The following is a 22,568-nucleotide window of genomic DNA, read 5'->3' on the forward strand; positions in this document are numbered from 1 at the left end:
GTTTATTTTATTGATTTAAGAAAATGCTGTCTACTTTGTAAATACTGTCTAATAAATAAGGCCTCGCCTGCATAAGACTGTCATATACTTTCCTGCCTTCCGAACTTTGCAGCAATCGCCCTAAATGGCGCTTGAATTGACTGAATCGTTTATACTCCTTGCCGGTGATTAAACTGTCCCTGATTGTTGGTTTAAGTTTATGCGTTATGGCGTATTTAGGAAATGTGATTTTTGTAGTTGACACCGGAGTGTTGACCATAATAAAAGAATACAACATCACTGTTATACTGCAACTGCCGAATGATAAGCTGAATAGCAGCAGCAACAGTTTTTGTTTTCTTTTTGTAAACTGTTTTGTTTTCGACTGCAGATACTTTGCAAATCTCTCTTGTGTTGCTTTTATATGAAAAGCAGCGAGCTTAAGACTATGTTCATTACTTTTTTGCACACCCTTGCTGTAATCATTATTAAAAAGATTCTTCATTTTAGAATTATTTATTTTGATGGTAAACATTAACGTGGCTCTATTTTGATGTCCTTATTCTCAATCGTGTTCCATCGTTCAATCAGAAAACCATGAGGATTGTTATCGGAGCGGGAGACATCTCTTAGGTAGCCTTCCGTTATTAAGTTGCGTATGACGATGCTGCTGGGGCGTGTTATCTTTTCTGTGGCATAACATCGCCAGTAGAACGGGTATTGAGCCGTGTTTACCTGTACACTATCAATGTTAATGGACTGGCTGATATTACCGGAAATGATGTTTGCATAATAACTGTTCTCTTTGAGGTTATCGTAGGCTCTTTTTGCAGAAGCATCTGCCAGGTACAATGCTTTGGTGATGTTGGATTGGATTACTTTATCGTCGGGGTCCAACGTAAAGAAGTAGTAATGAAACATCCGGATGTGATCCCTTGCTTCTACTGGTATATTCTCCTGGCGGCTGCTGGCAGTTGCCTGTAAAATCTTTCCATCAGCCAGGATATACATTTGCTCATGGCTCTCTTTTACTACTGCTGTTGTTTTGTAGATAGCAAAAGCACAAACAGCGAAGCAAATGATCATTACAAACAAACAAAAGTTCCTGACTAACTTAAATGCTGTATCTATCTGTTTTAATTGCTGAAACATGCTTTATTGGTTTAACTGTTACCACTGAGTTTGCTATGCTGATGATGATTATTACTACCGCCGCCATCTTTGAAATACCCCGAGTTGATATTAAAGCCTGTCATGCTCTGTTGCACTTTTTCCCTGCCATTACCCAAAGCATCTGCCACCATACCGCCTCCGCCTTTAACTGTATTCATAGCCGATTGCGTGGTGCTTCCAAACAGAGAAGTTACTTTATAGAGCAGGGTATTACCACCACCGGCATGCACGATATAGTTGGCAACAGATGGAACGGTGAAGTAGCCTACAATACCAATGATCATAAAGATGAGGTAAGCCGTATCCGTTGAACTAAAGAAAGTGTTACCAGTGTCGTTTATCTGGCTGATGTCTAACTGTAACATTAACTCCTGTATCTTGCCAATGATGCTTCCGAATATATTAGCTACCGGCAGCCAGAGAAAGATGTTGATATATCTTGCCAGCCATACCGTGAGTGTATGCTGAAAGCCGTCAAACACCGCCAGCCCGAATACCAGCGGACCTAAGATGGAGAGCACAATCAGGTAAAAAGTCCTAATGGTATTAATACACAAAGCAGCAGCTTCATACAACACTTCCAGTACTTCCGACATCCACTGCTTAATAGAATTCTTAAAGTTGTAAGAGGCTTTTGCCATGGCGAATTTGATGTCGTTGCCGATGCCCTCCATCATGCCTTCACTGGAAGCATTCGGATCATCAGGATGGGTGTATTGGTACCATTTATCCCTGTCGCCGGAACCATCCACTCCTACATACATCTGCCATGCATCGGTTCGTTTAATGGCTTCTTCCTTTTGCTGTAACAATGTGGCAATTGCCTGATCTGAACCTGTTACCATGGAAGCCGTACCGCTTACCACCGGTTGCATCACCCCGTTAATGATTGCAATTACAGCAGGAAACAGCAGCACTGCTATGCCAATAGCAAAAGGGCGCAACAAGGGATAAAAATCAATCGGCTCTGCATTGGCGATATGCCGCCATACTCTTGCAGCAATGTACCAGGTAGCTGCAAAGCCCGCTATGCCTCTTCCAATGCCTATCAACTGGCTACATAGGGGCATCATTTCGGTGTAGAGTTGATCCAGCACCTGCTGCATATTTTTTAAATCATCCCCAACACCGGTGTCTTGTGCATTGGATAGTAAAGGCAACAGGAAGCCTGTAGCTGCCAGGCTGACAACTTTGAATATAGTTCTCATATTGTATATGGGTTACTTAATTACTGGTGGTGTGTTACTTTAAATTATAGATTTGCTGCAAAGCGTTTACATTGTTATTCTCTTTGGCTCTTTGTAATGAAAGTATAGAAGTATGATTGTTGAATTGGCGGAGAAAACCAAGTTTGTCCTGCATATCTTTATATAAGGCGTCAATTCGCTCCAGCCTTTCATCGTCGCTCATCCTTAGCATACCATTGGTGATAATGCTGGTGAGGTCATCTAAGTTCCTGAGGCTGCTATTAAGGAGTTGATTATACACCTTTCCTAAATAGGTTATCTCATCTGGTGAAAAATTAGTATCCTGTTTGAAGCGGTTGAATGCGGTTTTATATTCTTTAGTGAGTTCAATCTGGCTGGTAATAATATCAGTAACCTTTTTATAATTACATACGACCGGACTAACTTTTAAAAGCCCATCTAAAAATAACTGATGTAGGTTGAAGTTGCCTTCAGAGATGCTCTTAACAGCTTCATACCCCTGCGTTAATATGTCATAGCCTTCCTCCATATTGCTGAGTATGCTTTTCATTTGCGTGAGCTTTTCGACATCTAACAGCAAACGTTCCCCTTCATAAGATTGTGCACTTGCTTTATTTACAAAAGCACATAAACAAAATACAAACTGTAGAATGATTGAGAAAGTTTTCATAAGTATTACTTGAGATTATATAATGATTGTAATGTCTGCATATCATCGGATTCTTTTTGCCTGGATAGCATCAATACATTTACCTGTTCCTTAAAATGAGTGACAAATGTGTATTTGTCTTTCATATCATCATAAATGGCATCTATCCGTTTGATGCGTTCATCCTCTTTCATTTCCAGCTGCCCATTGGTAGTAAGGTTGGTTAAATCAGTAATGTCATTGCCACATTTCTGCAGCATGCTTTTCATTACTGCTTTTACATAATGACGTTCATTATCCTGAATGGAATTATTACTTAAGACTTTATTGATAGCTGCGTTTAATTGTAAGATTTGGAGTTGCAGATTAATAGTGCCGGAAACTTTACTGTAACTGGAAACAGATGGACTTATCTGCTTTAAAGAATTGAAGTAATCATTATGTAAATGGAAATCTCCATCTTTAATATTGTGAATGGCAGACAAGCCTCCCTGCACAATATTGTAACCTTCCTGCAGGTAATTCCCATATACCTGCAAGGCAATAATTTGCTTTTCTAAATATTCAATCTGTGTTTTACGCTGACGAAACCATTCGTCCCATGTTTGGGCTTTACAACACGTACTAATCAGGAGGATTACAAAAAAACAAAGCTTTTTCATTGCATTCATTTGAAATGACATTAAATAGTTATTGAAGTCCATATAAAGCTTTTACAGTAGCAATCTCATTTGCATCTTTAGACCGCTGTAGGCTCAATATTTTGTTTTGATTGGTGAACTGCTGCAAGTCGTTATAGTTGTTATCTATTGCATTACCAGCCGCATCAATTAGCTGCATTCGTTGTTCGTCGGACATTTGCGTGGTAAATGAATTAATCACCAGGAATAATTGATCTAAATTATTGAGGCTTTCATTTAGGATACCCGTGTACACTTTACTCATGTACTCAATTTCATTCGGTGTAAAATGTGTATCCTGCCTGAATAAGCTGAGTGCGTGTTTGTATTCACCAGTAAGTGCCAACTGCTTTTGGGTGATTTCTTTAATACGATGATAAAGCGCAATCGCATCTTTTACTTTCCACAGTTCGTCAAAATAACCAGCATACAAGTCTTTCTGCTTTTGCGTCCAATCGGAAATGTCAGTAAGCTTTGTTTGCGATAAAACGTTCTCTATTTGCTTTTGTGCATTTTGTAGCCAAATCGTCTCATTCTGCATTCGTTGAATGCTGAGGTCAACGGCATTGATAACTTTTTTTACGCCTGCAGAGATAACGCTTCCAATATCAAATTGTGCTTCTGTTTTGGCAGTAGGAAATACTGACATTAATAGAACGAAAGCAGTACTTATAAATAGACTTTTCATAACAGTAGCATTATTTGATTTTATAATAGGCACTGCCACCAACAAACATTTTGTTGCTGTCCGGCATGAACGAGAGCATCCGTTCCCGCTTTTGCTCGTAAAGTATTTTATCTCTGGGGTTATATACTGCCGACCAGTTTTCCGTAGTTCGTTCCGGTGCCGATAACTGGTTATTGCGGAGCCTTCGAAAAGTGGTTCTGTGGAGAATAAAGTAAGAATTAACACCATCAATTTTGCTGATGATAAGGGTATCTTCCCCTTTACTATATAACCCTTCAAAGTGTCTGATGTACACGCCGGGTATGAATGCTTTTACATCCGTTGTACCGGAGTTGCAACTGATTGCAGCAATTGCCAGAATGATGAATAGTCTCATAGTTTAAATTGTTTAAGTGGTATAAAATTCTACTTGGATATTTCATGTTGTTCCGAAGCCAATAGTGCTATGCCTTTTTCCATACTGCCGCGTTTCCTGGCATACGCCTGCACTTTTACTTTTTCTTTTTCTTCTGTGGTATAAGCCAGGTATTCTTCCGGTGATACTTCGGTTCTGTAAACTCTCGATAGTGTGCCTCCTAATGAGATAAATACTTCTTTATATTTCCGGGCGGGATCATTTGCTTTGTTGATACTCAGTACCAGCATTTTTTCTTTATCCGTTAATCCCAATAGCTCCTGCACCTGGTCAAACTTGTTTTGATACTTACTTTGATCCAACAGAATCTTGCAATCACTGTTGTTAATGATGGCTTGCTTTACTACCGGAGAACTGATTATATCCTCCACTTCCTGCGTTACTACCACTGCTTCCCCATAAAATTTGCGAACGGTTTTAAAGAGGTATTTGATGTACTCTGCCATACCCTCTTTGGCAATCGCTTTCCATGCTTCTTCAATCAGTATCATTTTGCGGATGCCTTTCAGCTTACGCATTTTGGAAATAAATACTTCCATAATGATGATAGTCACTACCGGAAAAAGAATAGGGTGATCTTTGATATTATCCAGTTCAAAGACAATGAAACGTTGTTGCAGTAAGTCGAGGTTTTCTTCCGCATTCAGCAGGTAATCAAATTCGCCACCGATATAGTAAGGGCGTAAAACATAGAGAAAGTTGTGGATGTCAAAGTCCTTTTCCTTCACCTTGTCGTTGCTGAGCACCAGCGTAAATTCATCTCTTACAAACTCATAAAAACTATTGAAGCAGGGAAAGAGAAAAGAATGCTTACTCAACTGCTCATAATACAACTGCAGGGCATTGGATAGGGCAACATACTCACTACGGTTGTACGTCTCAGTATCTTTCTTCCATAGAGCAAGTAAAAGTGTTTTAATACTTTCTTTTTTCTCTGTGTCGAGTACATCTCCTTCACCGATATAAAACGGATTGAAACGGATGGGATTGGTTTCGCTGTAAGTAAAGTAGTATCCATTTACCAAATCACACAAGCCTTTATAGCTATGACCTACATCCACCAGTACTACATGTGTCCCTTGCTCATAATAGCTGCGAACCATGTGATTGGTAAAAAAGGATTTACCACTGCCGGAAGGACCAAGAATGAACTTGTTCCTGTTGGTACAAATGCCTTTTAGTACCGGCTCATCACTGATGTCCACATGCACGGGCTTGCCGGTTAAGCGGTCTCCTAACCGGATGCCGAAAGGACTGAGTGAAGAGCGATAGGCTGTTTCCAGGTTTAAAAAGCAGGTTGCCTGTTCAATGAAGGTATCAAAGGTGTCATTCATGGGGAAATCCGCTTCATTGCCGGGCATGCCTGCCCACCATATCTGTGCAGCACCGGCGGTTTCCTGCTTAGGCGTAGCATCTATCTGCGCTAAAGCAGAAGATACCCTATTCTTCAACTCCTTCAATCGTTCCTTTTCTGCTGTCCATACCAATACATTGAAATGCGCTTTTACGGGCTGCCGCTGCTCCGCAATAGCTTCATTTAAATAATCGTTTACGGCATCTCTTGCAATAGTATTCTCCCTCGAATAAGCAGAAAGGGACTGAAGGCGCAGGCGCTTGCTTTCTAACTGCTTTAAAGTTTTTGCTGCATCATCGATAAAGATGTATTGATTGTAAATATGATTGCAGGACAATAATTGATCTAACACGGAAGTAAATCCTATACTAAACTTTGTTTTATCTGTGGAGTACTTATCATAATTAATCCTTGAGCCGCAAAGCGGTGGCAGGTCATTGACATCAGCAAGCGTAAATAACTGGCAATGCTGATCTCCGATTGTTATCGAACCATGCAGTTCAATATCCTTTATTACAGCTTGTGCTCTATCCTGCAGGAAGCAGTAGCGTTCCGGCAAGCCTGCTCTTGCTGGCGTACTTGCTAAATCTTCATTTCTTAATCTGCGTAAAGAAACAAATCCGCTATCTGTTAATATCTGTTCAAACTGCCCGGCACTATCGAAGAACTCCTGGATGAATAATGCATTTATAGACTGCACAGGTACGATGCTTTTCCTGATTAAAGTAGAAAGTAGGGAATTAGAAAGTTTACGACCAGCAGGCTTTTTGGTAAGCATGATATAACACTGGTGTTCTAAATAAGGGCGTTCATTAAAGAACCGTTCACTGCTGCGGGATAAAAACGAAGTCTGCCTTTCAAAATCTGCTTCGTACTTCGATTCTATAAACCAATCCTGCTTATGGAATACCGTATGTTTAGGTAATACTTTGATTGCTTTGATCCACGCCTGGTGAAAGGCTTCATATTCGTCATTGCTCAATGTAAACAGTTCCGGCAGCGTCACTTTATAAGCAATGGTTATATCTCCTTGCCTGGACAGAATGCAGTCTTGTTCAATTCCCAATATGGGTAATACATTATCTAGTTCCTTAATCATGTTTACTTCCTTAATTTTTCAGAATAGTTCTAAATCCTTTTACGTTCCGGCTACTGCATTTGATAACTTTTGGGGTCCTTTTTAAGGCTGCTTTCTTCATCATACCATGTTCACCATACTTATGACTTAATCTTTGCACATGAATAAATAAGGTAGTTCCGGAGAAGATAATGATGAGCAGGCACAGGTACGTATTGATACCAATAAGGTACATTACAACAAACACAATGAGCAGTATTACTAAGCCTCCGCCTAAATACCAGACATACTGGGCTTTCAGTCCCTTAAATTCAACAGGTTTGTTGATGCCTTTATTAATTTTGTAAACACTGTTTGCCATAAAACTCCTATGCTGCACCCTGCTCTTAAATACCGAAGAATGATTTTAGTACAGTGGCTACAATCACCAGGAATATGCAACTGCCAAACCATGCAGCAGCTACTTTGCCGGTGTCATGATCGCCCTGGTTCCACTTCTGATATACCTTTACCGCACCGATAATACCGCTGACTGCCCCAATGGCATACATCAGGTTACAGCCGGTATCAAAGTAACTGACGACCATATCGGTTGCCTCCTGAATACCTGCATTACCATCTGCTGTTTGGGCTAAGAGATTAGATGCAAACACGGTAACCATAATTGCTGCTAAAACAGCTTGCTTTCTTTTACGCCTGATAACATTTCCTACACACCTGTTCATTTTCACTTATTTTATTTTTGATACTTAAATGTTCTTGCTGACCTGATGCTCCCCATCCCTAACGCGCTGGCAGGGACAGGAAGACAAACAGGTGTCCCCCCTGCATGATGACTTCTATCGCACTCGGATCTACTGCGCTACATGGCATGCAAGGGTGATTGTTCCAATCAGCCATCCCACAACTCATTCAATTCATCTTCACGCCAATGAATGGAACAATTATTTTCGGAAGCAGTAGCAATTACACCGGCTAATACACTGCGGAGACTACTGTTAATAAGAGCAGGATATTTATGAAGTATTTTGCGGAAGTTTATTAGCAACTCCTCTTTACTGACTTCAGCACCGCACGCCTGGGTGTATGCATCAATTTCATCTACGAAATCCTGTACATCAGGAGGAGTAGTTGGTGGTTCATCGTCAGCAGGTAATATATCTTCTGATGCTGGATCGTTAGAAAGAATTTTGTTTTCAACATTTGCATCTTCAGTTGTAAACAGGTCTTGTTTAGCTGTAACAGGTAAACGATCCTTTTCTTTTGGCTTTAAAAGCAGGCTTATGTCTTTTCGGTAATACAATAAGCCAATCACAATATAGTATCCAATCAGGCACAAGCCTGTAATGAGGACAAAGTTTGCCCAGGTTAATGATAAATTCATAACACACAATTTTCTTACTTCACAATATCACAGTTCGTAATTCAGCTTTATATGGCTGAAACAGATTGATCTTTTTTTAAACGCAAGGATTGAAACTGTTTAAGTATAAATAACAGTAGAGCTAACAAGAAAATAATTAACACAACTAAAGGAACGAATTGCCGGAATGTAGGATAGTTGTAATCGCCTCCCGGTTGCATAAAAAAACAAAGCAGGGATAAAATAAAACAAACCGAAGCTGCTAATCGTATTAATGCGACTATAGATGAACGTTTCAGATACAGTGAGGCTATAATTAGCATAATACCCCCTATTCCTAAAAGAGAATGTAGCACACCATGTGATAACCCCAACAGTAATATAAAAATGTAAAAGGCTCCGTTAGATTGACCACTGATGATTAAACCACAAAAAAGTATGCAGATGGTTACAGGATGCACTAAAAAACGTTTTACTTTTTGCATATAAATTAGTTTAAATTAACTTAATTACAACTACCATGACTACCGCCTGCATACCCACAGACACCGGGAACATCAGCCGTTCCATACGAAGTATTGCCAGAAGCTTGTAACGCTTGTATTTGGTAGTATAAACCCTGTGGCGTATTCGATAAAGTTACAGTGGTTGGCAGTGGATATGTTGAAGTTGGTATTGGAAACTGAGGAATGGTAAGTGGTGATGAACTTGCAGCATTAAATACGCTCAGTGCAAAGTCTGTACAATTCCATGTAGTTATATTATAATCATATCCTGCAATAGCTTGTACCTTATTTAAGGCTGCCTGAAACTGGCTGTTGTTAACTGTTAGTGTAAGAGAAGCATTGAACTCATGTCCTGCATTATCCACTACTTTACTATCTATAGATACATTAGCAGGCGCTTTCCAACCAAATTCCGGATAGAAGCCAAAGTTCTGCTGTATGCTTTGACCTCCACCCGACTTGCTTAATTGTACGAAACTATGACCTGGAGAGTTTGTACTCCAATCAAATATTTTGGATGGATCTCCATTGACGGGCAAATCAGAGAAAATAGTGATTTTATAGGTTGCATTTACATCTGATACTGTACTGAAGCACTTAATATAATCTTCCACTTTGATTGGAGATTCATCATTCGGCTCAATTTCAATAATAATTGTATTGTCCTCCGTTACAGTATTATTACTGCTACCGCTTCCGCTTGCCGGACCGTAAGTGTATCCGCCGCTATTATCAGAGCCACCGGTGCCGCTTCCACCAAAATACAAACCATCATACCAGTACCAGTCCATTCCGGTATCCGCATCCGTATAAGAGGTTACAACCACATCCGGAAGGGTTTGCTCCCCTGCAGGCTCCTCCTGCTCATCTGCAGGTTTTGCCATAGCGGTCGCACCGGTGCCTACTTTCCACCTGCCATTAGTTACTTCCTGTATATTACTGTATTGTCTGTTCAGCGTGCTGATAACAAACCTGCCATTAAACTTTTGATGCTTTCGCGTATGGTACTGTTCCTTATCCACATGTATCAGCTTTCCACCCTTTACATTTCCCAGGCTATCGGTTTGTAACAAGATAAAATCGGTAGCCATACTCTTATGGAGCAAACCTATCCTTACAAAATAATAATTACCCTGGGCGTTTTTGCTTTTAAATACCTGAGAAAAGTTTACGTGGCTGTAATCACTGGCTGATAAGCTGTCCTTTAATTGTTGCTGAACAGTATTAAAGAATTGCTCATCACGTTGCAAAACACTTACGGCTTTAAATCCTTCGTCCTTTTTGCAGGAAAAGAAGAATAAGACAGTGGCTGCTACTATTATCAGGTGTTTCATAGTCCCTATTTGATATTGTAAAATTAGGTGCAGCTACGAGGACGGTGTATTGCGAAATGACAAGAAATTGAATTGTAAAATGTCAATAATATCAGCCCGTGTATTTGCCTCTGATCCTGCTGAAATAAGCTTCCGCAATATTCAGGTAACTGGCGATGTATTTGGCAGGCAAGCGCAGCATTATTTCCGGTTGAATTTCCATGAATTGCATATATCGTTCTGCTGCCGAATTAAGCGAAAGAATGCGTTGTCGTTTTTCGCTTTCCACATAATACCTCTCAAGCAGTACAGCACGATGGAGATTAAACTCCGGAAACTTATTGTATATATCCTGTAGTTCCTGATAAGTAACAGACCAGGTAATGCAATCTTCTAATGCCTGTATGTACTGATAGCTTTTAACCTGGCAAAGAAAACTTTCTACCGAGATAATGACATTACCAGCCTGCATAAACCAAATACATATTTCCTGTGCCTCCTTATCGTAAAAACAACGTACTAAGCCAGATTCCAAAAAATGAATGCAATTGCTCACCTGCCCTGCCTGCAACAGGTAAGAGCGCTTTCTGAACGTATTTCTTTTGAGAATGCTTTGAAGATGGCTTTGCAATGCAGATGATAATGGTGCGATGCTGTTTAATAACTGAAGTAAGTTTTCCATACAACATTATTTCCATGCTTTATAAAAGATAAGGGTAGGTTGATAGATTAAGCTTCCAGGATGGTGTCTGAAAATAGTGCTACTTATTATTTCTGTCCTGTAGTTTACCAAGTTTTTACATAGTATTTCCTGAGCTATCCACACTTTGTAAGATGCATCCGGAATATACCTTGTTTGTACCGGAAAGCAAATTAGTTATTCCTCCTGATAAACAACCGCGTAGAACTACGTATAGACTGCGTAGTTCTACGCATTTTTACACGAACTATGCCCCTAAAGTGTTAAGTGATTATTCCAGTAAAAGATATACTAAGCAGATGAAGAACACTGTTAATACAATGGAGTGCATAATTTTTAAATTACTACGCTTAAAAGCCTTGTACCGTGATTTCCGGCTATATAATCATAGCTTTTTAAATGTATAATAGGTGACCTGCTTAAAGGTTAGTAAACATGTTACCATGCGCCGCTTCTGCTATAAGGTATGGATGCAAGTATCCGCTCTTTTGCTGTTCAGTCATAGGCTGTAAAACTTTCATACCACTTGCAAGCTGTTACCGAAATTAACTGATCCAAATTTATTGAATCATACATGTGCATTAAGGAATCTTTGTTTTCCGGTGTGTACCTGTTTAATGCTGTAGCTACTTTTTGTTGTTGTGCATTTATAGAAATAACAGCTATAAGAAATAGAATTGCAAATTTTGCCTTTATTGTATCATTGTGGTAAGGGTTAGTATAGAAAACTGCTGTGGCTCTAATGAAGAAAGTTTGATAAACATCACAGCGATAATACATGCCAAAACAAATATTGAGACTATGGATGTTCTTTTGGTTTTACTATCTGCATTTTTATTGCTTCTAAGTTTTACTATGCCCCAAACCATAAAAACAATTAAGGATGCGCCGGTTATTGTAACTAAGACTTTATCTATAGTAGTATAAAGGCACACCATTAATCCAATTAAAATTAAGGAAAGTACACTTCGGTATCTGTTCAATACCGAATCAGAGGATACCCTTGTAAAGGGTTTGATTTCCTGAAGCAATGTTTCGATCCGTTCATATTTCTCTATCTGTTTAGGTACAATAATCACATCAGAAGCTTTTTTTCCTTTGATCAGGATAGTATTATTAGGTGATTTTGCAATTTCACTGATTTCATTATAGTATAAGGAAATAGTAGGCGTATTTGATTGTTCTCTGGTAATCAGGTTATTGCCAATAGTTAGCGTATAACTTTCAAGCAACTTCTTTTGCCTGTTTATGCCTTTATATAATCCTATAGCTAAACCAATCAGTACGGTTACAATTACATAAGGCAGAATACCTACATCATCCACATCATTTGAGTTACTGCTTACACTGATATACATACCTGTTGCACCTGCCAATAGCATTACAGGGATAGTGCGCATGATAGCTTTATTACTTATATCCCTAAAACCTTTCAACTCTATTTTGAATTGTTGCATGGTTTGATCGTTAAAATTAATTTGTTGTTTTCCCCATTATATGTATACTTTACTACTTGTACTAATTAGCTATTAATTGTCCAACATACCCAAAGGCAATTGAAAATATTACCTTCAACAACATTACTGCGTGTATAGTGAATTGCGTATGTTCATCTTCAGCAATGCTGGTACTTGCTTTTACCTTCTTTGAAAAGAACCATCCGATTAGTGCATCAATACAGCCATATATTGCATTGCACAACGGTATCATAAACAAAGTGCTTACTCCTGTAAGCAGGAAACCAGTTAAGGTATAGATAACAATAGAAAGCAGTAGTAAGTATTGAAATCTGAAGTTGAACTTTCCGGATGCCATTGCACCAGCAACATTCATTACAGTAATCAGGAATATCCCTGTATATAAACAAAATTGCACACTCAGTTTTGGTTTATGCTGCAATGATACATTAAGCACATAACACAGGTGGTTATATTCAGATTAAATATATGTTTACTATAAATAAAACATAAATGGCTGATTGCCGGAATGAAGCTTTCCTTGTATTTATAGACCTCACTTTCCGGTTAAGTATGAGAAGTATAGGTAACCCGGAATTAAGTCAAGGATGGGCAGTCTTAGAGGCAATTAAGGTAGCCGTTAGGAAGCTGAATTTATTATTGCGCTTGTACCATCTGGTTTAAAATAAAATCTTTCATCACCACTGTATTATCAAAAAGATAATCAGCAGCAGAAGTGCTTTGATCCTTCCAAAGAATATAGCACATGATCAATAGCGTTATAATAATGCTTACTACCGAAACTTGTAATATCCGCTTCTGGCTTTGCAAAGAAGTGCGATTTGATTCATCCTGCATTTTCTTTCTATATTCATACATCAGTTCTTTTTGCAACAGCATTAAGATTCTTAATGAATCATTTTCAATATTGATTGGTTCATCCCCTTTCTTTGTTAAAGAACTGAAATTTGCAGGCATAGTGGGTAATTAGCGGGTAAAAGTACTAAAAGGATTAGCCTTTAGCTAAGTATTTGTGCAAAATATTTATTAACAGCTTACGTAATCTTAATTTCAATAAAGGACTTTTTGCACATTTATCTTTATTGGTGCAGATCATTTTGCATAGGCTAATACAGCCGGTTTTCATGCTGGTAAGTTATATTCCCCCTGTCTGTGAATAAGCCAAATTTAACCGCAAATCATGCGGGTATGTATTTGTTCTTATACTCTCTTTCTCATTTCCATGTGGCTGTATTTTATTTTGAAATGGAATCGGTTTAAATTATCCTTTTAGAACAAATACGCTATAACGCATTTTTTAAATAAGCCAATTATGCTGATATGGATTCTTGTGACATCCAACTACATACCAGTTGAGACAAGATAGCCTTAAAATAAATTAAGCAGCCTTAAAAGCTGCTCCTTATATTTTTACTATAACAATGTATGCATAACGCATATATTAGGGTTTATCCGGCTCTTGTTTATACAAGGGCCTTTTTATTTTGGTGTACTCCCACATAAAATCCCTAAATCAAAATACTTACCGGAAAGCTATATAATAATTAGAACCAGCATGTAAAATAATAAAGCCTCTGTAAAGACAGAGGCAGCTTTTCAATCCAAAACTCTCAAAAAATAAAAAGGTATTTGGAACTATTTACCAATCTACCTGGTATCACAATAGATGGATTTCTATACTCGTTATTAAATGGACTTGATATTTTGAAATTAAGCTCTCCTGTTTCTACAGGAGCAGCTTTTTAACTTTATACTCGGCTATAACCGGCTGTATTTTACAGAATAGTCTTTTTAATCTGATTCCCAGTTGGTAAGCTGATAATAACAAGGCTTCGTCTGTGAACCAATCTTCTGAACCATCATAGTGAAAGCTGCATACAGTAAGAAAGCGCCAGTAATTAATGGAATAATGATGATTAGTCCAATGGGGTGCTCCAGGCATAGTAGCGTCAAGAACTTGGTATAGTGCCTAAATATGTTTGCAGCCAAGTATGTCATTGCTATTCTTTTATGCTAATGTAAAGTACAAGATAGACAAAAAGGACATAAGATATTTATTTTTTTAAATATATTTCCGGATTGTAGATAGCTGACTACTTTACCCTGTAAGCCTTAGATGTCTTATAAGCATAGCCAACCCTGTTCTACTCAAACCGGCTTACACACTTCAGAGTACAAAGAATGCTTGCACTATTATGTGGTGTTTGCTTAAGCAGTACTGCATTGCCTGCATACTGGCATTATGCTCTTCTGAAAGTATAGCTTCTGAGAAAACTCTGTCAGATTTTCCACTGCATCGCTAAGTGCGACATCCAGCTAGGTGTTGATCTGCTGTCATGTCTGTTTTATCTTCCTGATATAGCCATCCTGCTGTTCAATATAGAAGAAAGTAAACCTTTCCGTGAGACATGTCATTATATAACCAGAACCAGCACTTCGATTAATTATGCTTAAAATATCAATAGTTAAATACGTTCTTACAGATGGAATCAAACTAACCCACAAGGCTATTGCACCGCATTCAAGATAGTTCGATATATCGTCTGATTCCTTACAGCGATAAGCTATAATTACAAAATAACTTACCTTTTTTACAGTTTTTAAGCAAAATGCGACTCTGTATTAAACGGGCAGGTAAATAGTAAAGACAGCGCCATTATCATTATGTACTGTTATAGTGCCACAGTGTGCTATTACAAACTGCTTTACGATTGCCAGTCCCAATCCGGTACCATTTACTGTAGCTCTGGTTACAAAAGGCTCAAATAACGTTTTAAGCATATCCTCCGGTATGCCGGGACCACTGTCACGTACCACTATTCTCATCTGGTTGTTAGCTATGTCATTCTCTGCAGTTATGCTAATGAAGGCATTCTGTTTTCCCCTTTGATCTAAAATATTAATTGCATTGTTTACGAGATTTGCAATGCAGCGTTTCAGTTTACTTTCATCGCCTTGTATAATCAGTGTGTCGGGAACATTTTGCTCAATGGTTACATGCGGTATATTGCGACCTGTAACAGTTAATTTCACCACATTGTTTATTACATCACTGATGTTTACGGATTCCTTCCGTATTGGTGCTTCCTTTATAAAGGCAAGGAAATCATCAAAAATTTCGGAAGCTTGCTTTGCACAGTCTTCCATGATGTCCACCCATTCACTTTTTACATTGTCTTCACGCATCATATCGGTAATCATCATCAGGCTTTTGATTGGTGGGCGCAAGTCATGCATCACCATACCGATAGCGTTGCCTACCGCAGACAGCTTCTCTTTCTGCAGCAGCTTTTCGGTTAGTTCTGCATTGACAATGGCTTGTGCAGCATTCTGTACAAATAGCTTAAGCAAATACATTTTTTCTGTCTTTAACCTGCCTGGATCTTTCAGCAGGGCAAATACAGAATAGTTGTTCATTCGCGCCAGCACCATATCATCAAACTGCACTACTTCTTCAGGAGCTATATGTGCATTTTTTACCCGGCTTATTAACACCTCCATATTTACCTTCTCTTCAATAGCACCGGTGGAGATTAGTTTTTCATACCCGAAGTCATCATCCAGTTTGCCCAGCAGTGCCATATCAGTATCTACGCTATTCGCTACCTGGTACAGTATATTCTGTAATAAAGAGGTTAGCTGGTATTTGTTTAGACCAATAGATGAAATAGAGGCTATCAAGTCTTCCAAGTTGCGCAGCCGGCTATAATCGGTAACTGCTTTGGTAGCCAGTTGGATAATCTCTTCCGAGGCATAAGGCTTACAGTGATAGCCCACATTCTGCCCTGCTTTATCTATAATTTCTGCTATTGAACGATCGCTATAAGCAGTAATAAAAATGATTTCTGCTTTGGTATCGTATTTTCTTATCTGCATAGCTGTTTCCAATCCATCCCATCCGGGCATGCGCATGTCCAGGAAGATAACAGCATAAGGCTCATTGTTTGCAAGTGCTTCTTTAACGTGTTGTAACCCTTGTTTACCATTACTGGCTTTATCTACCATAAACTCGGGAAGGTTACTGGTGTGGGGAGTCAAAACCGGCTGAGGTGTGTCAAACAATATGTTGGAAGCTATCAGCATAGCATCATCATCTTCTTCTGCAGCATATTTATGCGGCATCAGGATTTCTTCGATATTATCCCTTACCATTTCCTCATCGTCTATCACCAGCACGCGGGTATTCACATGTTTCATTGTAGAGATTATTATTTATTTCAAAAAGGAGAACAATTGTTTATTGCTGAAATCGGATATGTGTTACAGCGCCCTTTCCCAATCCATCGCTATTCATTTGAATAGTTCCTGCATGCGCTTCTATAATCTGTTTGCAATTATACAAGCCAAGCCCGGTACCGGTGTGTTTGGTTGTAAAACCACGCTGAAAAAAATGAATGGCTGATCCGGCTTCAAAACCTTTGCCGCTGTCTTTTATCTTTAGATCTATTGTATTTTCATTGCCCTCCAGCTGTATATCTATTTTCTTTTCAGTTGCTTCTGCGTCTATGGCTTCCATGCTGTTTTTGAGCAGGTTGAGGATTACCTGCATCAGCTTGGTACGATCTCCTTTTATAACAGGCATATTATTGCCGTCTGCATAGAGATTTACTTGTATATTCTTTTTATCGAATGCAACACACGACATCGATATACAGTCGTCTATTACCTGCTTTAACTTCACCGCTTTGCGCCCCTGCGCCTCATGCCCTACTACATACTGCCGCTGAATTGTTAATATTTCCTGTATATGGCTGATAATGCCTAATTGCTCATCTACTGCTTTACGTAACTCTTCCTTGTATGCTCTTTCACTTTTGGCAATACCTTCCAGAAGCGTAGCAAGTGCCTTTGCTTTATCGGCGCCTAAAGCGGTTTCTAACTGCTGCTGCATATAGTTTATGAACAGACTTACATTATTCAGGCTGTCTCCTTTTTGTTTATCAAGTAACCGGTTTACCCTGTTTAGGTAAGTACCAAAACCCACCACTGCATTACCTATATCATGCAGTACTTCTGAAGCTATCTCATATTTGCCTTGTGCTATTGCTTTTTCAAGCTCTGATTGCTGCATAGCTTTTTCCTGCCGATGCTTCTCCGTATTGTCTTCCAACGCGACAATAAAACAATCATCCATCACCTTGGAGACAGTAATCTTAAAGCATTTTTCTGCTGTATTTTCCTGTTGCGATAAGTTAAAAACAATATCTTTTATAAAAATTAGTCCGGATAATGATTGAAAATGATGTATTTGCTCTGCAATCCTTGTATCTATCTGGTTCAGCACATCGTATATGTGAACACTCTTACAGCAATATGCCTGCTGTAATTGAGAGAGAAAAATGTTTCCGCTCTTGTTCATATTCAATATCTCTCCGGATAGCGTTATTTCTATCAGTCCAATAGGAGCGTTTAAAAATATAAGGTTTGATTTCTCGATTGAACCGTTGAATTGGGTGTGCATGAAATATTGGATTAATTAATGTTGTGCCATGTAATGCGCTCAGCACTTTGTAAACTAGAACAAAAGTATTTTAAATAGCAGGAGCCGATATGTTAGATTCATTAGGTTTTGCTTAAAATATGATTGATAAATATCTAAAGATGAGCAGTAAGACCACCTACTTTATGTCACTGCTGGTAGTGTCAGAAGAGAAAATAAAGTAGCTCGCACCATCAGACAAGCAATAGTCTTTCACTATAGCCAACCATCAATTACCACTCAGTAGCAGCTAAGACATAGAAAACAGAGTGCAATATTTTAATAGCTGCTTTATTGACTGTGCTTTATCTTTGAAATGAACCAATATCTTAAACTCCCCTGCCTATGAAATCCCTTGCGCTGCACATTGTGTATCCAATAGCCGTATTAACAGCTCTAACTTTTTTTATGCTGTTTATCTTATGGATTCAGCTTTTCCCGCTTCGCCATAAAGTAAAGCAGAGGAGAAAGGGCATCAAGCCTGTACATTTTTCCGGGCTTCATGACAGGAATTTAAATTGAGTTGCCAATTTTAAGTTTGTGTTTCTACAGGGTTATTTGCTGTTATTAGTATTGATTTATGAAGTCCTGGTAATTAGAATTGCATTCAACTAATTTTATATAAGGCTCCATTGATTGAAATTGTGCTTTAATGTTAGTTAAATCATCAAAAGCGATATTTCTGATGACATCCATATAACCGGCATAATTACTCAAAATCTTTTCTTTGATTCAAACTGCTGCTGCTTATCCATAGCTTGCCTTTGAGAACAATCAACAATAAAAATGCCTGTTTCTCTATGCATGCAACTCCTGTATTTTCCTTTTTACCAGATTCTTCATTACTTTTAAACGCCTTTACGTATATTTAGTCCTTACGAATATGCACCGGGACTTTTTGAAGCCATTGATCTCTTCAAAAAGGCAGTGTAATTCACTCCATCTATGCACGATTGATATTATACCCTATATTACAATCAAACCAAATCAGATATAAACTATGCGAGACAGACAAGTAAGCGCCCGGCAACACCGTACACAACGCAACGAAAAGACTATTCACACCTTTATTTTAAAACTGCAGCAGTCCGGCTATACAGAAGATATATACCGGAGTCCCTACAGAATATTCAAAAAAGACAACATTACAGTAGAAGTTTCCATTTCCCTTAATGAAGTGCTGTTTATTCAGAATGGAATTACTAATAAGTACAGCAGCCATAATATCCCACTGGCACATGCACACCTGCTAACCATTGCTGCTTAATTCCTAATAACCCTACTGCCTTTTCACTGTTAGGCGTTCGTGCTATTGGCTCAAAAGCACAAAGAAGTCTTTGGGTGAAACAATCTTTGTCCCTTTGTGTTCAGTCATAGTAAAGTCGTTCGTGTTACCTGTTACAATGTAATCTGCGTGGCAAGTATCAGCAAGCTCTAACAGTTTGGGTTGGTGTAAACTTTAATGAAAGGCTTTCTATATCTGCAAGCAGTGACTATGCACGTGCATGGAAGTCAGGAAACCTGCTGAACTTTTCATGGTTCAACACATCAAAGTACTCAGCGAAAAGCTTGTCAGAGATAAAAGGTTGTAAGCTTTTGTCCGCTAAAGTGCTGTCTACAATAAAGTATGGATAGTTTTGTTGTATCAGTGCCGAAACAGTGTGCAATGTTGGCTTTGTTGACAGCAGCTTTTCTTAACTATTCAACCCTTAGACTCTTTACTGGGTTGGCTATAGCTGCTTTGATTGATTGAAAACTTACTGTTAATAATGCAATCAGCATAATTAGTGTAACTGCTACAACAAACATCCACCATGATATATTTATTCGGTAAGCAAAATCCTGCAGCCATCTATTCATTACCGAGTAAGCCAGCGGCGTTGCAATTACAGTCGCTATAATTACCAACTTCAAAAAATCTTTACTAATCAATTGCACAACGCTGCCAACACTTGCACCCAGCACTTTTCTGATGCCGATTTCTTTGGTCTTTACCTGCGTTGTATAAGTTGCTAATCCAAACAACCCAAGACATGAAATAAAAATAGCTATCGCTGCAAAAGTTGTAAACAAAGTGCCTGTACGCTGTTGCGATTGATAATGCGATTCGAAAGTCTTATCAAGAAAATCGTAAGAGAAAGGTGCGTTACTTGCATATTTTTTATACTGTGATTCTACGGCTTTGATGGCTGCCTGTGCGCCGGCGCCTGTTGTGCGTACGTATAAAATGTTTTTCAATCCAGACGTTCTTATTATCAAAGGCGCAACAGGGTCTTTTAGTGATTTGAAATTAAAATCTTTTACTACACCTAATATTTCTCCATCAGCATTCCCGTAACCAATTTTTGTTCCGACATAAGGAGGGTTTAAACCCATAGCTTTCACAGCAGTTTCATTCAAAATATATTTATTATAGTCAGAAGGCGTTCCCGGAAAATTTGTTCCTTCAATAAACTGGTACTTCATTGTAGGTATGAAGTTTTTATCTGCCTGTACACGCCAAAGCATAAATGGAACATTATCTTTTTTTCCATCCCACATAATATCCCCTGAAACCTCTGTTACATTTGTAATGTCGCTTGCGCTGCTAAATGAAACATTTAATATGCCCTTTTGCAATAGCAATTCATTTTCTATTGCATCAGCATTTTTCGTTGCTTCTTTGGGGAATGAAACAGTAAAAATATAATTTTTATCATAACCCAAATCTTTATTGCTTATATATGCCATTTGCTTTCCCATTACAATTGTGCCCACTAACAATATGAACGAGATTACAAATTGAAGAACGACTAGTGATTTTCTAAATGAAGACGTTTTAATACCCAAAAAACTTTTATCACGCACGGCGCCTAAAGGATTGAACGATGATAATAACATTGCAGGATAAATGCCCGAAATAAGTATTGTTCCGAACAGTGTGAAAAACCAAATTTCTAACATGGAAAAGTTGGACAGGGAAAGAATTAATTGTTCGCCTGTAATGCTGTCATACAATGGCTTCAATAAAACAATTAAAGCAATTGCGATGATAATTGCAAACACGAATGTCAATACTGTTTCAGTTATGAATTGCAAAAACAATTGCCTTCTTTTTGCGCCAATGATTTTTTTTATACTTATCTCTTTAATTCTTGTAAGCGCCCGGGCGGTAGAAAGGTTTACATAATTAATGCTTGCAATAATCAATATTAATATGGCAACAAGAGCCATTATTCTTACCGTTTGTAATGCGGAATTATCGCCGTCAATTCCTGTAAGATGAAGGTCTCCTAAGTTTTGCAATTGAAAAGTTGTTTGAGCCTGACCATTTTTCATTGCATTAAATAAATGTGTAAGTTTTGTTTCAATAGTTGAAGTATTGGCATTTGGATTTAGCAGAAGGAATGTTCTAAAACTATAATCGTTTATATCTTCATCTATTGTTTTCCAACCATGATTGCCGCCATGAGCTGTGAATTGCTGCGCATAATAATCTACCGGGAAGATAGCATCGTATTGTAAAGAAGAGTTACGGGGAAAGTCTTGCAAAACCGCGGTTACTGTAAAATTATTTTTATCAAACTGCACAATTTTGCCAATGGCATCATCTGTACCAAATAATTTTTTGGCTGTTGATTGTGTGAGTGCAACAGAATACGAATTCGGCAAAAATGCATTGCGGTTACCATACAATAATTTGTAGCTGAAGAAGTTTAAAAAATTACTTTCTGCATAAATAATATTGTTGTTGTCAAACGCTTTTGTTTGACCAATATTGGATAACACTTTATCAGACAGCGTTGGATTTTCATTCTCACTTACCAATCTTAAAACAGAAATTACACCTGGAATTTTTTTTGACATTATAGCTAATGGTCCGGGTGCTCCTTGCCAGGCAAGTGATTTACTTTCCAAAGTAATGTGCGAATTTAACTGGTAGATATTTTTATACTGCTGGTTAAATGTATCGTAGCTACATTCATTTTGCACCCAAAGCAGCAACATAACTCCGGTTGCCAAACCCACAGCCAGCCCGCTTATGTTTATGACACTGTAAAATTTACTGGCTTTTAAATTTCGCCACGCTATTTTAAAATAATTTGTGAACATACCTTGAACTGGTTTAACTTATAAAGTACCAATTGAATGCCATTAGCTTTCTGTGTGATAATTAACTATATAAATGCGCCAGCTATTTGAAAGCATGTTTGCTTTTGATACAGGAGTGTCCGATTTCGCTACAAGTAAATAACGAGCTAAAACTTAACCCTATGTCTAAATAAAATTACCGCCAACGTTAAAGGCTTGCTGCCGGAGCGGCAGGCTTGCTCGTCAGCTTGGATAAAGATATGTTGTTTAATAGAATTCCTCATGTTCAGCACAGATTCGTCAGCCGCTTGTGGCAGCAAGTCTATATGTAAAAGGAGGTTCCGCTACAGGTGAGCAGTCGTGGTACTTGATGCACCCGCTGCAATGAAGTAAATTGTTGTAAACTAACATGTTGAAACTATGAAAACAAAACA

General features: G+C 38.4%; 20 protein-coding genes. 1 reads left to right on the forward strand and 19 read right to left on the reverse strand.

What is annotated here, in order from left to right:
* Positions 1 to 7: 7 nt before the first annotated feature.
* From FC093_RS21930 to FC093_RS22015, 18 genes are all read right to left on the reverse strand, one after another.
* Positions 8 to 484, reverse strand: a complete 477-nt coding sequence (locus FC093_RS21930; RefSeq protein ID WP_137263963.1) for a hypothetical protein — start codon at positions 482 to 484, stop codon at positions 8 to 10.
* Positions 485 to 513: 29 nt separating this feature from the next.
* Entirely contained in the window at positions 514 to 1,131 is a 618-nt protein-coding gene (gene traK / locus FC093_RS21935; RefSeq protein ID WP_137263964.1) for a conjugative transposon protein TraK, read from the reverse strand.
* Positions 1,132 to 1,142: 11 nt separating this feature from the next.
* The gene (traJ, locus tag FC093_RS21940; RefSeq protein WP_137263965.1) at positions 1,143 to 2,360 is read right to left on the reverse strand and encodes a conjugative transposon protein TraJ; all 1,218 of its coding nucleotides are present in this window, start codon (positions 2,358 to 2,360) and stop codon (positions 1,143 to 1,145) included.
* A 34-nt stretch (positions 2,361 to 2,394) separates the two neighbouring features.
* A complete protein-coding gene (locus FC093_RS21945) occupies positions 2,395 to 3,030 on the reverse strand; it encodes a TerB family tellurite resistance protein (RefSeq protein WP_137263966.1) in 636 nt (211 codons plus the stop codon).
* Positions 3,031 to 3,035: 5 nt separating this feature from the next.
* Positions 3,036 to 3,671: a hypothetical protein gene (locus FC093_RS21950; RefSeq protein WP_137263967.1), complete on the reverse strand. Its 636-nt coding sequence runs from the start codon at positions 3,669 to 3,671 to the stop codon at positions 3,036 to 3,038.
* A gap of 28 nt (positions 3,672 to 3,699) precedes the next feature.
* Positions 3,700 to 4,377 carry a conjugal transfer protein TraI gene (locus FC093_RS21955; RefSeq protein ID WP_137263968.1) on the reverse strand — a complete coding sequence of 226 codons (678 nt, stop codon included), beginning with the start codon at positions 4,375 to 4,377 and terminating at the stop codon, positions 3,700 to 3,702.
* A 10-nt stretch (positions 4,378 to 4,387) separates the two neighbouring features.
* Positions 4,388 to 4,753 (reverse strand): hypothetical protein, encoded by a 366-nt coding sequence (locus tag FC093_RS21960; protein ID WP_137263969.1) that lies wholly within the window; start codon positions 4,751 to 4,753, stop codon positions 4,388 to 4,390.
* A gap of 29 nt (positions 4,754 to 4,782) precedes the next feature.
* A complete protein-coding gene (locus tag FC093_RS21965) occupies positions 4,783 to 7,245 on the reverse strand; it encodes a TraG family conjugative transposon ATPase (protein ID WP_137263970.1) in 2,463 nt (820 codons plus the stop codon).
* 10 nt (positions 7,246 to 7,255) lie between these two features.
* The gene (locus FC093_RS21970; protein WP_137263971.1) at positions 7,256 to 7,585 is read right to left on the reverse strand and encodes a DUF4133 domain-containing protein; all 330 of its coding nucleotides are present in this window, start codon (positions 7,583 to 7,585) and stop codon (positions 7,256 to 7,258) included.
* A gap of 25 nt (positions 7,586 to 7,610) precedes the next feature.
* The gene (locus tag FC093_RS21975) at positions 7,611 to 7,949 is read right to left on the reverse strand and encodes a DUF4134 domain-containing protein (RefSeq protein WP_137263972.1); all 339 of its coding nucleotides are present in this window, start codon (positions 7,947 to 7,949) and stop codon (positions 7,611 to 7,613) included.
* A 167-nt stretch (positions 7,950 to 8,116) separates the two neighbouring features.
* Positions 8,117 to 8,608 carry a hypothetical protein gene (locus tag FC093_RS21980; RefSeq protein ID WP_137263973.1) on the reverse strand — a complete coding sequence of 164 codons (492 nt, stop codon included), beginning with the start codon at positions 8,606 to 8,608 and terminating at the stop codon, positions 8,117 to 8,119.
* A gap of 47 nt (positions 8,609 to 8,655) precedes the next feature.
* The gene (locus tag FC093_RS21985; RefSeq protein WP_137263974.1) at positions 8,656 to 9,072 is read right to left on the reverse strand and encodes a hypothetical protein; all 417 of its coding nucleotides are present in this window, start codon (positions 9,070 to 9,072) and stop codon (positions 8,656 to 8,658) included.
* Positions 9,073 to 9,092: 20 nt separating this feature from the next.
* Positions 9,093 to 10,427: a hypothetical protein gene (locus FC093_RS21990; protein WP_137263975.1), complete on the reverse strand. Its 1,335-nt coding sequence runs from the start codon at positions 10,425 to 10,427 to the stop codon at positions 9,093 to 9,095.
* Positions 10,428 to 10,518: 91 nt separating this feature from the next.
* Complete coding sequence (locus tag FC093_RS21995) at positions 10,519 to 11,088, reverse strand: Crp/Fnr family transcriptional regulator (protein ID WP_137263976.1); 570 nt, start codon at positions 11,086 to 11,088, stop codon at positions 10,519 to 10,521.
* Between the two features lie 710 nt (positions 11,089 to 11,798).
* A complete protein-coding gene (locus FC093_RS22000; protein WP_137263977.1) occupies positions 11,799 to 12,563 on the reverse strand; it encodes a hypothetical protein in 765 nt (254 codons plus the stop codon).
* A gap of 657 nt (positions 12,564 to 13,220) precedes the next feature.
* Entirely contained in the window at positions 13,221 to 13,541 is a 321-nt protein-coding gene (locus FC093_RS22005) for a hypothetical protein (protein ID WP_137263978.1), read from the reverse strand.
* A 1,665-nt stretch (positions 13,542 to 15,206) separates the two neighbouring features.
* On the reverse strand, positions 15,207 to 16,781 hold the full coding sequence (locus tag FC093_RS22010; protein ID WP_137263979.1) for a hybrid sensor histidine kinase/response regulator: 1,575 nt from the start codon (positions 16,779 to 16,781) through the stop codon (positions 15,207 to 15,209).
* Positions 16,782 to 16,821: 40 nt separating this feature from the next.
* On the reverse strand, positions 16,822 to 18,045 hold the full coding sequence (locus FC093_RS22015; protein ID WP_137263980.1) for a sensor histidine kinase: 1,224 nt from the start codon (positions 18,043 to 18,045) through the stop codon (positions 16,822 to 16,824).
* A gap of 1,018 nt (positions 18,046 to 19,063) precedes the next feature.
* Between FC093_RS22015 and FC093_RS22020 the strand changes: the two genes are divergently transcribed.
* Positions 19,064 to 19,330 carry a hypothetical protein gene (locus FC093_RS22020; protein ID WP_137263981.1) on the forward strand — a complete coding sequence of 89 codons (267 nt, stop codon included), beginning with the start codon at positions 19,064 to 19,066 and terminating at the stop codon, positions 19,328 to 19,330.
* A gap of 431 nt (positions 19,331 to 19,761) precedes the next feature.
* Here the strand turns inward: FC093_RS22020 and FC093_RS22025 are convergent, their stop codons facing one another.
* A complete protein-coding gene (locus FC093_RS22025) occupies positions 19,762 to 22,155 on the reverse strand; it encodes an ABC transporter permease (protein ID WP_137263982.1) in 2,394 nt (797 codons plus the stop codon).
* Positions 22,156 to 22,568: the final 413 nt, after the last annotated feature.

Origin of the sequence: Ilyomonas limi (genome assembly GCF_005233845.1) — a bacterium.
In the GTDB taxonomy this organism is placed as follows: domain Bacteria; phylum Bacteroidota; class Bacteroidia; order Chitinophagales; family Chitinophagaceae; genus Ilyomonas; species Ilyomonas limi.

Coding starts and splice junctions, on each gene's coding strand:
- FC093_RS21930 (WP_137263963.1), bottom strand. CDS start 484: ATGAAGAATCTTTTTAATAATGATTACAGCAAGGGTGTGCAAAAAAGT.
- traK (WP_137263964.1), bottom strand. CDS start 1,131: ATGTTTCAGCAATTAAAACAGATAGATACAGCATTTAAGTTAGTCAGG.
- traJ (WP_137263965.1), bottom strand. CDS start 2,360: ATGAGAACTATATTCAAAGTTGTCAGCCTGGCAGCTACAGGCTTCCTG.
- FC093_RS21945 (WP_137263966.1), bottom strand. CDS start 3,030: ATGAAAACTTTCTCAATCATTCTACAGTTTGTATTTTGTTTATGTGCT.
- FC093_RS21950 (WP_137263967.1), bottom strand. CDS start 3,671: ATGAAAAAGCTTTGTTTTTTTGTAATCCTCCTGATTAGTACGTGTTGT.
- FC093_RS21955 (WP_137263968.1), bottom strand. CDS start 4,377: ATGAAAAGTCTATTTATAAGTACTGCTTTCGTTCTATTAATGTCAGTA.
- FC093_RS21960 (WP_137263969.1), bottom strand. CDS start 4,753: ATGAGACTATTCATCATTCTGGCAATTGCTGCAATCAGTTGCAACTCC.
- FC093_RS21965 (WP_137263970.1), bottom strand. CDS start 7,245: ATGATTAAGGAACTAGATAATGTATTACCCATATTGGGAATTGAACAA.
- FC093_RS21970 (WP_137263971.1), bottom strand. CDS start 7,585: ATGGCAAACAGTGTTTACAAAATTAATAAAGGCATCAACAAACCTGTT.
- FC093_RS21975 (WP_137263972.1), bottom strand. CDS start 7,949: ATGAACAGGTGTGTAGGAAATGTTATCAGGCGTAAAAGAAAGCAAGCT.
- FC093_RS21980 (WP_137263973.1), bottom strand. CDS start 8,608: ATGAATTTATCATTAACCTGGGCAAACTTTGTCCTCATTACAGGCTTG.
- FC093_RS21985 (WP_137263974.1), bottom strand. CDS start 9,072: ATGCAAAAAGTAAAACGTTTTTTAGTGCATCCTGTAACCATCTGCATA.
- FC093_RS21990 (WP_137263975.1), bottom strand. CDS start 10,427: ATGAAACACCTGATAATAGTAGCAGCCACTGTCTTATTCTTCTTTTCC.
- FC093_RS21995 (WP_137263976.1), bottom strand. CDS start 11,088: ATGGAAAACTTACTTCAGTTATTAAACAGCATCGCACCATTATCATCT.
- FC093_RS22000 (WP_137263977.1), bottom strand. CDS start 12,563: ATGCAACAATTCAAAATAGAGTTGAAAGGTTTTAGGGATATAAGTAAT.
- FC093_RS22005 (WP_137263978.1), bottom strand. CDS start 13,541: ATGCCTGCAAATTTCAGTTCTTTAACAAAGAAAGGGGATGAACCAATC.
- FC093_RS22010 (WP_137263979.1), bottom strand. CDS start 16,781: ATGAAACATGTGAATACCCGCGTGCTGGTGATAGACGATGAGGAAATG.
- FC093_RS22015 (WP_137263980.1), bottom strand. CDS start 18,045: ATGCACACCCAATTCAACGGTTCAATCGAGAAATCAAACCTTATATTT.
- FC093_RS22020 (WP_137263981.1), top strand. CDS start 19,064: ATGCGAGACAGACAAGTAAGCGCCCGGCAACACCGTACACAACGCAAC.
- FC093_RS22025 (WP_137263982.1), bottom strand. CDS start 22,155: ATGTTCACAAATTATTTTAAAATAGCGTGGCGAAATTTAAAAGCCAGT.